This window comes from Streptomyces sp. TG1A-60, assembly GCF_037201975.1.
Taxonomy (GTDB): domain Bacteria; phylum Actinomycetota; class Actinomycetes; order Streptomycetales; family Streptomycetaceae; genus Streptomyces.
On sequence record NZ_CP147520.1, the window covers coordinates 228,479 to 239,980 of the forward strand.

8 protein-coding genes and 1 pseudogene are annotated in these 11,502 nt (G+C 68.8%); 1 reads left to right on the forward strand and 8 read right to left on the reverse strand.

What is annotated here, in order from left to right:
* Nucleotides 1-166: 166 nt before the first annotated feature.
* The 6 genes from ccrA to htpG all read right to left on the reverse strand — a co-directional run bounded on the left by ccrA (nucleotide 167) and on the right by htpG (nucleotide 6,134).
* Nucleotides 167-1,420 (reverse strand): crotonyl-CoA carboxylase/reductase, encoded by a 1,254-nt coding sequence (gene ccrA, locus WBG99_RS00280; RefSeq protein ID WP_338894336.1) that lies wholly within the window; start codon nucleotides 1,418-1,420, stop codon nucleotides 167-169.
* A gap of 41 nt (nucleotides 1,421-1,461) precedes the next feature.
* Nucleotides 1,462-2,199: an alpha/beta fold hydrolase gene (locus WBG99_RS00285; protein ID WP_338894337.1), complete on the reverse strand. Its 738-nt coding sequence runs from the start codon at nucleotides 2,197-2,199 to the stop codon at nucleotides 1,462-1,464.
* Nucleotides 2,200-2,472: 273 nt separating this feature from the next.
* Complete coding sequence (locus tag WBG99_RS00290; RefSeq protein ID WP_338900156.1) at nucleotides 2,473-3,165, reverse strand: 4'-phosphopantetheinyl transferase superfamily protein; 693 nt, start codon at nucleotides 3,163-3,165, stop codon at nucleotides 2,473-2,475.
* Nucleotides 3,162-4,004, reverse strand: coding sequence for a metallophosphoesterase (locus WBG99_RS00295; protein ID WP_338894338.1), 843 nt, complete (start codon nucleotides 4,002-4,004; stop codon nucleotides 3,162-3,164). Before WBG99_RS00295 ends, WBG99_RS00290 begins: the two co-directional genes overlap by 4 nt.
* Complete coding sequence (locus tag WBG99_RS00300; protein WP_338894339.1) at nucleotides 3,998-4,279, reverse strand: acyl-CoA carboxylase subunit epsilon; 282 nt, start codon at nucleotides 4,277-4,279, stop codon at nucleotides 3,998-4,000. The genes WBG99_RS00295 and WBG99_RS00300 overlap by 7 nt, the downstream gene beginning before the upstream one ends.
* On the reverse strand, nucleotides 4,269-6,134 hold the full coding sequence (htpG, locus tag WBG99_RS00305) for a molecular chaperone HtpG (RefSeq protein ID WP_338894340.1): 1,866 nt from the start codon (nucleotides 6,132-6,134) through the stop codon (nucleotides 4,269-4,271). Before htpG ends, WBG99_RS00300 begins: the two co-directional genes overlap by 11 nt.
* A 374-nt stretch (nucleotides 6,135-6,508) precedes the next feature.
* On the opposite strand from htpG, the gene WBG99_RS00310 reads away from it, so the two are divergent.
* On the forward strand, nucleotides 6,509-9,331 hold the full coding sequence (locus WBG99_RS00310; RefSeq protein WP_338894341.1) for an AAA family ATPase: 2,823 nt from the start codon (nucleotides 6,509-6,511) through the stop codon (nucleotides 9,329-9,331).
* 88 nt (nucleotides 9,332-9,419) lie between these two features.
* Here the strand turns inward: WBG99_RS00310 and WBG99_RS00315 are convergent.
* A pseudogene (locus tag WBG99_RS00315) lies at nucleotides 9,420-10,625 on the reverse strand (transposase).
* Nucleotides 10,626-10,938: 313 nt separating this feature from the next.
* Nucleotides 10,939-11,496, reverse strand: a complete 558-nt coding sequence (locus WBG99_RS00320) for an XRE family transcriptional regulator (protein WP_338894342.1) — start codon at nucleotides 11,494-11,496, stop codon at nucleotides 10,939-10,941.
* Nucleotides 11,497-11,502: the final 6 nt, after the last annotated feature.

The window sequence follows — 11,502 nt, forward strand, 5'->3', positions numbered from 1 at the left end:
CGATAACCCGTGAGACCGCAGCGTTTCGCATCCTAGAGAGAGGATCCGTACGCGATACCCCTAGCCGACCCCAGAAAATGGGCATCACGGGGAACAGGCCGCATTACATGGAACTGAAATGGAATTCGGGAGCCGCCTGGGAAAACAGGTGGCTCCAGCACGGCGCTCAGTGCGTCGGGAGCGTCGTCATCCCCGGAGCCTCGGCATTCACGAGTACCGCCAGGTTGCCCACTCCCTGCTGGTTGGCGTAGAGCATCTGGTGGGCCTCGCCGATCTGGCGGAACGAGCCGCACCAGGTGATGCAGGGGTCGAGGCGGCCGTCGGCCATCAGCCCGATGACCGCGCGGTTCTCCCTCGTGTTCGAGCCGTGTGAGCCCTGCAGCCGCTTGCTGCGCATCCACAGGTAGCGCAGGTCCACGTCGCCGTTGTACCCGCTGGTTCCGCCGCACAGCGCGACCATTCCGGCGTTGTCGCAGACGAACAGCGAGGTCGGCAGGGTGTCCTCGCCCGGGTGCTCAATGACGATCCGCGGGTTGCGGCGCTCCCCGAGGATCTCCCAGATCTTGGCGCCGAACCGGCGTGCCTCGGCAGTCCAGGCCTTGCTGGCGACCGGGTCGTCGAGGTCGGGCAGCCGGCCCCAGTGGTGGAACTCCCGGCGGTCGATCACGCCCTTGGCCCCGAGGTCCAGGCAGTACTGGAAGCGGTCGGGGTGGGAGACCACGGCGATGGGGACGCCGCCGAGCAGTTTCACGATCTGGATCGCCGCCGAGCCGACTCCACCGGAGCCGCCCCAGACCAGCACGGGATCGCCGGGCCGGACGTCGTGCGGCGTCCAGAAGGTCAACTGCCGATAGGCCGTGGCGCCGGTGATCAGGAATCCGCCGGCCGCCTCCCACGACAGGTTCGCGGGCTTGGGGTGGCACTGGTGGTCCCGGACGAGGGCGTACTGGGCGAACGAGCCGAAGTTCGTCTCGTAGCCCCAGGCGGCGAGGGACTTGGAGGCCAGCGGGTCGATGCCCTCGCGGACGTCCTCCGCTGTCTCGTCCCAGGTCGCCCCGGACATGATGACCTCGTCGCCGACCTTGAACTGCTTGACGCCTTCGCCGACGGCCCAGACGATTCCGGATCCGTCGCTTCCGCCGATATGGAAGTCCTCACGCGCGCCGTGCAGTTTCTGTCTCATCGCGATGACGTCGATGGGCTCACCGAGGGATGCCCAGACATTGTTGTAATTAATTCCCGCGGCCATGACGTACACGAGTACTTCACCGCGGCCGGGCTTCGGTACGGGAACGACCTCGGTCTGCATCGCCTTGAGCGGCTCTCCGAACCGGTCCTGCCGGATGACCGCCGCATACATGTTGTCCGGCACCACTCCGAGCGGCGGAACCTCACCGAGTTCGTACAGCGACTTGGACATGAACGACTCCTTTTCTTACCGCGTCGAGCATGGTCGAAGGGTCATCCGAGATGAGTGGCGATCCGGTCGACGACCGTGCTCGCGTGGGCGTTGAGGTAGAAGTGACCGCCGCGGAACACCTCGAGTTCGAAGGGGCCGGAGGTGTGGTCGCGCCACATCCGGGCCTCTTCGAGGGTGACCTTCGGGTCGTCGTCGCCGACGAACGCGACCACCGGCGTGGTGAGTCGCGGGCCCCCGTCGTGGCGATAGGTCTCGGCGGCCCGATAGTCGCTCCGGACCACCGGGAGGATCACTCGCAGCATCTCCTCGTCGTCGAGCAGGTCCGAGGCGGTTCCGTCGAGACGCTTGATCTCTTCGAGAAGGCCCTGGTCGTCGCGCTCGTGCACCCGCTCGTCGCGATGGGCGCCGGGAGCGCGCCGCCCGGAGGCGAACAGCATGTGCGGCACGATGCCGAGGTCCTCCAGGCGCAGCGCCAGCTCGAAGGCCACGGAGGCCCCCATGCTGTGGCCGAACAGCGACAGCGGCCGGTCCGCCCATGGCTTGACGACATCGACCAGGAGATCGGCGAGTGCCTCAACCGACTCGACGCAGGGTTCGTGCCGGCGGTCCTGACGCCCGGGATACTGGACCGCGAGGACGTCGACCCGAGGTGACAGCGCGCGCGACACCGGGAAGAAGTAGCTCGCGGACCCACCGGCGTACGGCAGGCAGAGAAGTCGGTGCGGGGCATCAGGTGCGGGGTGGTACCGGCGTACCCACAGATCGTCGGTTACTGCCATGGTGGACTGGAATCCCTCCGGCGGTTGGGATGGCGGATCACGACGCCGGTGAGCAACCGTCCGTGCCCGTGCGGAACCACCGGGCGCGTCGTCTCACCATGATCTGCGGGCGCCGGGCTCACGAAAATTCGTGTACGGCCTCCGGTCGCCCGCTGTCCTGTCGGGACCTCATTGGCTCCTACCGTGGCGGCGTTGCCCCAGCCGGACAACCCCTACGTGATCCGTGCCCGCTCGCGGGCGGGTGCCGATCCCCTATCTCCCCTCCCGGCACCCCTACTGCGGCGGGCTCGAAGGCCCGGCGCCCGGGGTGCGGGAGGCCGGTTCGGCTATGGCCGTGGCCACCAGGGCGGTGGTGGTACGCCATCGGCCCTCGTACCCGACGGGCAGCGGGTGCGCTCCGGGCACCTGCCGACTCTGGATGCGCACGGTGAACGAGCCGTCGGTGCGCAGGGTGATGTCGGCCTCGTCGAAGTCCAACGGCAGCCCGGTCAGCGGGAACCACGCCTTGTACACCGCTTCCTTGGCACTGAACAGCAGGCGGTCCCAGCAGATCTCGGAGGCGGCGGCGGTCAGCGCACGGTGCCTGAGTTGTTCGGCGGGAACCGCGATGACGTCCAGCACCCCCTCGGGGAGCGGGTTGTGGGGTTCGGCGTCGACTCCGACGGACGTGAAGTCGGCGCGGCGGGCGACCACGGCGGCCCGGTAGCCGTCGCAGTGCGTCAAGCTGCCCACCACGCCGGCGGGCCATGACGGGGCGCCGCGCTCGCCCGGCAGCAGGGGAACCGGTGGCAGGCCCAGTTGGGCCAGTGCCCGGCGGGCGCAGTGCCGGACGGTGGTGAACTCTCGGCGGCGTTTGTCGACGGCCCGGGAGATCACTTCCCGCTCCTCGGGGAACAGGAAGGTGGCGGGGTCGTCGGTGAACGCCTCGGACACGACCACGCCGGCGGGCAGGATCTCGGTGATCAGCGCAGACCTCCTGGGAAGACCGGACGCGGTCCGGCGGGTCCGCCGCGGCGCCGCCACTCGCGTGGGTAGCCGACCGAGACCTCCTCGAACCGCACTCCGTCACGGACCGTGCTGCGGGGTATGTGGAGGTGCCCGTAGACCACCACCGCCGCGTCGTACCTCAGGTGCCAGTCCGCGGTCCGTTCGGTGCCGCACCACTGGGCGAACTCCGGGTATCGCAGGATCCGGGTGGGCTCCCGTTCCAGCGGGAAGTGGTTGACCAGCACGGTGGGGTGGTCGGTGCCGCGGGCCGCCAGCCGTTCCTCGGTCAGGGTCACTCGCGCCCGGCACCACGCGTCGCGGGTGGGGAAGGGGTCCGGGTGGAGGAGGTACTCATCGGTGCACACGACCCCGGCCCGGTGCGCGATGGCCAGCCCCTCGGCCTTGGTGGCGGCCCCCGCGGGACGGAAGCTGTAGTCGTAGAGGACGAAGAGGGGGACGATCTGCACCGGACCGCCCGGCCCGTGCCAGACCGGGTAGGGGTCCTCGGGAGTGAGGACGCCGTGGCAGCGGCAGATCTCCACCAGGTGCTGGTAGCGGCGTTCGCCGCGCAGCTGGTTCGGATCGTCGCGCGGAGTCCACAACTCGTGGTTGCCCGGGGCCCACACCACCTTCGCGGACCGCGCGGTCAGCGTGCCGATCGCCCACTCGAAGTCGGAGATCCGTTCGGCGACGTCGCCCGCGACGATCAGCCAGTCGTCCTTGTGGGACGGCCGGAGAGCCGCGAGGTGTTCACGGTTCTCCGGGTGTGCGATGTGCAGGTCGCTGATCGCCATCAGAGAGACGGTCACGGTCACCATTCCCAGGGCGGTGTCGAATCCCGCCAGGAGCGCGGGGACGGGTACGTGTTGCCGCGCCTCCAGTGCGCGCGGGCGCTCGCCGGATCACCGGTCGAACCGTTCCGGCGAGCGGCCAGCAGGATCGCGATGACGACGGCGGCCAGTTCCTCGTCCGTGACCCTGCGACGCACCACCCGTATGTCGGCGCCGGTCACCGGCGCCTGTTCCGGTGCCCGCTCGAAGGCCGGGGGATGCGCTCGCCCCGGAGAGGGGTCGGGGTCGGCCTCAGTCGGCATCGGAGAGGAGGGCGTTCAGCCGGGTGACGAACGCCGCCGGATCCTCCAGACAGCCGCCCAGCGTGAGGACGCCCTGGTCGAACAGGACATGGGCCAGGTCGTCGAAGCGCGGATCGTCCTGGTGGCGGTCGAGGCGGTCGACCAGGGTGTGGTCGGGGTTGATCTCCAGAATCGGCCGGCTGGGGATGCCGTTGCCCTGCAGCCGGTCGACCAGCCCGGCATCGGTGGTCGCCCCGTCGCTGACGATGCAGGCGGGGGACGACGTCAGGCGGGTGCTGACGCGCACGTCCCAGGCGCGCCCCCGCAGCACGGTCCTGAGCTTGTCGAGCAGACCGGCGTAGGTGGCGTCGGCCTGCTCGGCCCGCTCCTTGTCCGCCGCGTCCTCGAGATCGCCGAAGGCCGGATCTCCCTGGGCGACCGACTGCAGCCGCTTGCCGTCGTACGCCTGCAGGAGGCCCGTCACCACCCAGTTGTCGACCACCTCACCGAGCAGCAGCACCTCGACGCCCTTGGCCCGGTACGCCTCCAGATGAGGACTGGCGCCGGCGTCCGCGAGGGTCGGAGCGAGCAGGTAGTAGATCTTGTCCTGCCCCTCCTTCATCCGGTCCGCGTACTCGCGCAGCGACACCGATTCCGCATGGGTGGAAGGGAAGCGCAGCAGGTCGGCGAGTTCGTCGCGGCGCGCGGGATCCTCGGCCATGCCCTCCTTGAGGACGCTGCCGAAGTGCTCCCAGAACGTGGCGTACTTGTCCGGTTCATCGGTCGCCATGCCGCGCAGCAGCCGGAGCACCTTCTTCACCGCCGTGGAACGGATGTGGTCGACGGCCCGGCTGCTCTGCAGGATCTCCCGTGACACGTTGAGCGGAAGGTCGGCGGAGTCGATGACGCCACGCACGAACCGCAGGTAGTCCGGCAGGAGTTGGCCGCTGTCCTCCAGTACGAACACCCGCTGCACGTGCAGCTTCACGCCGCTGCGGGCCTGTTGGAGCCACAGGTCGTACGGGGCGGTCCCCGGGATGTACAGCAGCAGCGTGTACTCGTACTGGCCCTCCACCTTGCTGTGCAGGTAGGCGAGCGGGTCGGTGGTGTCGTGGGTGACGCTCCGGTAGTGCTCGTGGTAGTCGCGTTCGGCGAGTTCGGACTTGGGGCGGGACCAGAACGCCGCCGCCTGGTTGACCGGCTCCTCCCCGGCTGCCGACTCCGTGCCGCCGAGGAAGATCGGCCGGTTGATGTGGTCGCAGAACCTCCGGATGACCGTGCGCAGCCGGTGCTCGTTCAGCAGGTCTTCCTGGCCGTCGCGGAGGTGCAGGACGACCGTGGTGCCGCGCTCCGCGCGTTCGACGGGCTCCAGGGTGTACGTGCCGCGGCCGTCGGAGGTCCAGCGGACCGCCTCGGCCGGGTCGAGTCCGGCCCGGCGGGTGGTGAGCACGACCTGTTCGGCCACCACGAACGCCGAGTAGAAACCCACCCCGAACTGCCCGATGGCCTCGGCGGAACCACGCTGATCGCCGGTGAGCGCCCGGAGGAAGTCGGAGGTGCCGGACCGCGCGATGGTGCCCAGGTGGTCGATCACCTCGGTACGGCTCATGCCGACGCCGTTGTCCGCGATGGTGATCGTTCCGGCGTCCCGGTCGAACCCGACGCGGATCCACGGCGCGTCGTCCGGCTCGGTCATCTCAGGGTGCGCGTACCGCTCCAGGCGGAGCCGGTCGATCGCGTCGGACGCGTTCGAGATCAGCTCACGCAGGAAGACGTCCTTGTTGCTGTACAGCGAGTGGACCATGAGGTCCAGGAGTTGGGTCACCTCAGCCTCAAAGCTGAACGTTTCCCCACCGGCATCCGCGTACGTGTTCATCAGGTCGAACCCCCGTGGTCCGGGCGCCCTTCACCGACGCCCCCGCAAGCTTGGTCCAACGCTAAATTGATCATGAGGGCCGGGCAAGAGGGCCCCTCGGCTCCGGGGCAGGTTAGGGGGCGGTGCGCCGAGAACTTAGGGGTATCGCTCGGTGGGTCCCCAGGGCGGCGCACCCGCTCCAGGAGCGGGAGGAGGCCCTAGCGTTCCCTGATGAAGCTCGCCTAGGGTGCAGAAGCCCGACGTAAACCGGGGATGCGACCACACCACGGGTATTCGATGGATCACTGAACGTCATGGGGGGTAAAGCAACACGAGGCGGGGGCCTCTCCGTTGCACTGGATGCGGCTTGAATACAACAATTCGGGGGAGGCGTCTTGCTGATTCGCGCTGAACAGCATGAGGCGTTGGAGTATTTACTGAAGCTGTTCCATGGACGGTCCAGCGACAACGGCAGGGTGGTCCTTGTCAGCGGGACACTGGGAAGCGGAAAGACCCAACTACTGCACGAATTCTCCAGGCAGGCGTCCGATGCGGGCGCGCTGGTTCTCCATGCGACCGCTTCGCGAGCCGAGCGCGATCTGCAGATGGGGGTCACCGAGCAGCTGTTCCGCTGTGCCGACCTGCCGAGCGAGCTCGCCGAGGAAATCCCACGCCTCATCTCCGAGGCCTTCTCACCTCCTCGCCAGGGCGTCGGCTACCGATCCGAGCTGGGCCAACCCGTGGAGAACGAGGCCATCCGCCGGATCTGCAACACCTTGTTAGGCGCGTGCGAGGGGCGCTCCGTGGTCGTCGCCATAGACGATGTGCATTTCGCGGACACCGCATCACTCCAAGTGCTCCTCTACCTGCAGCGCCGAATGCACCCCCGGCGCATGCTCATGGTCCTCAACGAGTGGGACCGGCCGCAGCCCACCTTGCCGCTGTTCCGGGCCGAGATAACACGCGTTCCCCACAGCAGAATTCAGCTGAAGCTGATGTCCGAGCGCGCCATCGGGACGATCCTGGAACGGACGGCGCATCACCCCAGGGACCCTCAGCTCGCGTCGACCATTCACCGGTTGAGCGGGGGCAACCCGATTCTGGCTCACGCCCTGATCGAGGACCATCACCTCGAAGCATCTGACGGCGGAGGCGTGCGGACCGATGCTTCCGCGGTCGGGAAATCCTTCGAAATGGCGGTGCTGACCTGCCTGTATCGCTGGGAGCCGCAGATACTCTGCGTCGCCATCGGCATAGCCGTCCTGCAGAAGCACGCTTCCCCCGTCCTGCTCAGCCGCCTGCTCGACCTCGACCAGCGGGAGGTCATCCAGGCGATCGAGATCCTCACCCACGCGGGCCTGGCCCACGACAACGAGTTCCGGCATCCGGACGTCGCGACCGTCGTCCTCGCCTCGCTGTCACGCGAGGACCAGACACAGCTGTTCTCGAGGGCGGCGAAGCTCCTGCTCGATCTGGGCATGGCCACCACCGACATCGCCGCCCAGATCGTCGCCGCGGGCGAGGCCGACAGTGACTGGACCGTGCCCATCCTGACCGACGCGGCCGAACTCGAACTGGCCGCGGGGAAGACCTCGACCGCGCGCCTCTACCTCAACCTGGCCCTGGCGGCGGCAACCGACGACGACCAGCACTTCGCCACGCTGCGCACGTTCTTCCATTCCACCTGGCAGACGAATCCCAGCGCGGTCGCGCCCCATACGGCGACTCTGCGGGAAGCCCTGGCCGAGGGCAGGCTCACGGGCAAGGACATCGTCGCCCTGATCAGAACGCTGCTGTGGCGTGGGGACATGGCCGCGGTCTCGGCCGTGCTCTCTGAGGCGAAGAGATCCGAGGTCACCCTGGGTCACCAGGAAGGCAGCGAGCTCCTCCTCGTCTTCCACTGGTTCTTCGGCCCGTCCTTCACGAGGTCCTGGAATCTCGACGACCTCTGTCGAGGCACCGACGCCCGGACCGCCGGCACGCGTACGGAAACGGAACCGATCGACGTGTTCTCCCGGGTGTGGGCACGCGGAGGTGACGATGAGAGCACCTCCGTCGCCGAGGATGTCCTCTCCGCGTGCCGGGTGGACGACATGCCACTGGAGACGATCACCACGTCGATCCTCGCCCTCGCCCACGGCGACCATCCCGGCAGGGCGCTGCTCTGGTGCGACGAGCTGATCGAACACGCCGGTCGCCGCGGCGCGACCACCTGGCTGGCACAGCTCAAGGCGACCCGGGCCGATGTCTGCCTGCGCGATGGAGATCCCGAGGCCGCCGCCCAACTGGCCGAGGAAGCACTGTCGTTGGCCGGTGACGAGAACTGGGGCGTGGCGATCGGCTATCCGCTGTCGATCCTCATCCAGGCCGACATCGCGTTGGGACGGATGGACGATGCCGGCAGGGAAGCCCGGCGAGCGGTCCCGAGCGCCATGTTCGAGACCGTGATCGGAATCCGCTACCTGTATGCTCGCGGACGCCTCGCCCTGGCGGCCGGCCGGACGACGGAGGCGCTCGAAAACCTCCGGACGTGCGCACGGAGACTACGCGTCTGGCGTCTCGACGTTCCCGCCCTGATCCCGCTGACCATCAGCCTCGTCGAGGCCACCTTCCAGGCCGGCGAGTCCGAGTCCGCCCGGGACATGGCGCTCAGCCACTTGGAGGAGCCCGCGCTCGACCCCCGCACCCGAGGTGTCCTGCTCCGCATACTGGCCGACAACGACGAGGCACAGGAGAGACCGGCCCTGCTGCGGGAGGCCATCCGCTGCCTGCGTGCCTCCGGTGATCGAGTGGAGCTGGCCCGAGCGGAGGCCGAACTGCTGCGGGTCCGCGCCGAGCTCGGCACGTACCCACCCCCACCGGAGAACGACGAGTCCGCGTTCGCCGACGAACTGGGCACCAGCGAGATCGAGCCGACGCCCGCGGTCGTCACCCACCTCAGCCGCGCCGAACTCCGGGTGGCGGAGCTGGCCGCGCAGGGAGACAGCAACCGGGAGATCAGCGACAAGCTCTGGATCACCGTCAGTACGGTGGAGCAACACCTGACGCGCATCTACCGGAAACTGAACCTGCCCGGCCGAGCGGGCCTGACAAGCCTCCTCCACTCGGACATGTTCGCGGCAGACCCGGATGTCCTTCCGCCCCCGGCCACCGACCCCCCACAGCCCGGACCCGAGGCCGACCACCCCGCGGCGGAGATGGCGGGCCGAGGCAGCTGAGACACAGAGGCACGAGTGCGGGGGCGGTCCCAACCGACCGCCCCTGCAACGCACGATTGCGCGACGCGGCCGGCCCTCAGCTTGGCGTTTAACCTCGGCGGGCTTGGTGTTCCTTGATCGATTCGGCGCGTTTGACGGTCTTGCCGACGGCATGGCGCCTGGCCCGGTGCTTGTTCTTCGAGCCGGGAGGCCGTCCCGGGCCTGGCTTGGACGGTTTCGGTGCGGCCGCCGGACGGGCTGCTGTCGCGCGGACGTTGCGAAACCCCCGGCGGACCCGGGCGGGGGGTGAGGCGGCGCGGTACGGCGGGCCGTTCCCAGGGGCGCCGGAGGTCCTCGGCCAGGGGCCGGGCGAGACGGAGCTGGGTGTGGGCGGCGATGATCAGCCAGGTCCACAGGTCGGCCGTGTCGGGATTCCTGATCTTCGGGGCGGTCCAGCCCAGGGTCTGCTTCATCAGCCGGAAGGTGTGCTCCAGGTCGAAGCGGCGGAGGAAGGACTGCCACCAGCGGTCCACGTCCGCCGGTGCGGCGGCGGTGGCCGAGCACCACAGCCAGACCGGTTTCGGGTCGCGGTCGCCGGGCAGGCGCCGGACCTTCAGGCGGATCAACGTGCCGTGAAGGATGGGGAGTTCTTCCTTGGCATGGTTCAGCCAGGGCCCGCGGTGGGTGAGCCGGGGGTGCATCCGGTCCCAGGCCGTCGCGGTGGCCGTGCCGTAGCGGATGGTGTCCGTGGCGGTCGTGACGTCGGGCTCGTGCCAGCTGTCGGGCTTCTTGAACGTGAGGACGCCGCCATGCCGGCGGGGGCGCCCGCCCCGGGGACCCGACCGGGCGGGGCCGGGATCGCGGAGCATGACCCGGTCCGAGCGCAGGCGCCCGACCAGCACGACGGGCAGGCCGGCGAGAGCATGGGTCAGGTAGGCGACGTCATAGCCGGAGTCCATCACGATCAGGATGTCCGGGTCGCCCGGTCTCCAGTGGCCTGCGCTCGTCAATCGCTCGACGACGTCGCGGAGTTGGGCGGCAGTGAGGGTGGTCGCGTCGTCGGCCGGGCCCAGACGGACCGCGTCCAGGACAGAGCCAGCGCGCGGCGCAATCGTGTCGGTTCCAGCCAGCCGCGGTCCAGGGCCGCGTACAAGGCGCCGTGTCCGCGCCGGTGCTCGACCGCCAAGGAGAGCTCGACCAGGGTTTTCACCGGCCCGTCCGCGCACAGCATCGCGTCGGTGAGCTCGAAGAGAGCGTCCGCGCGGCTGTACAGGCAGTCGTAGAACTCGACACGAAAGTGGGATAGGACGCCCAGTGCGGCGTCGGCGGGACCTGCAGGAGCAAGACTCTTCACCAGCGGCCGTTCCTTCACGCGACGTTGCTCGACACCTCGAAGCGTGAAGAACGGCCGTCCTGCTCTCCCTCGAAGAACACGAGATCAGCGGGTCGAGTGAACCGGCGAGGTTAAACGCCAAGCTCAGGGACGGTACCGGGGAGCCGTACAGGTTGTTCCCGGATTGCGCGAATCCGATGCAGTCCTCACAACACAAGTCACCAACTCACGCGCTCGCTCGCCCTCTGAAGGGTTCAGTCACAACCGGGCTCGCAGACTGTTCGGTGTGCGGCTACTACAGGTCGAACTCAAGGTGTTCGATGTCCGTGAAGCGGACATGCTCCAGCTGACCGGCGCGGCGTCCGCCGTCCTGGAAGTACACCTCCTTGAGCCCTTCCGCGGCGATCTGCCGCAGACGTTGCTCGGTGGCGCCGTGTTCCTGGGCCTCGAAGAGACGGGCGGCGTACTGCGGCGGCAACGCCACGGTCAGGTGCCGGATGCGGTCCTCGTCAGTCGAGCCGACCGGTGCGGTGTAGCCGATCCGGGCCCGCGTGTCGACGACGATGCCGCCGGTCGTCGCCGCCCTCTGTCGGGCCTTGGCCCGGATCTGCGGCTGCCACCGCCTCTTCACCTCGTGTTCCAGGCGCACGGCGAGGGCCGGGCGGGGCTTTTTGATCTGGTCCTTCACGTACCGTTCGACGGTGCGCTGGGAGATGCGCAGCATCTGGGCGACCGGCTTGGTGCCCTTGAGCTGCTTGACCAGGTACCGCATCTGCGCGGGCGCGCTCTTTGGCGCCGGGCGGGTGAACGCCTTCTGTACCGCGGCGTCCAGGCCGTCTCCGAACAGGCTCATCGTCGC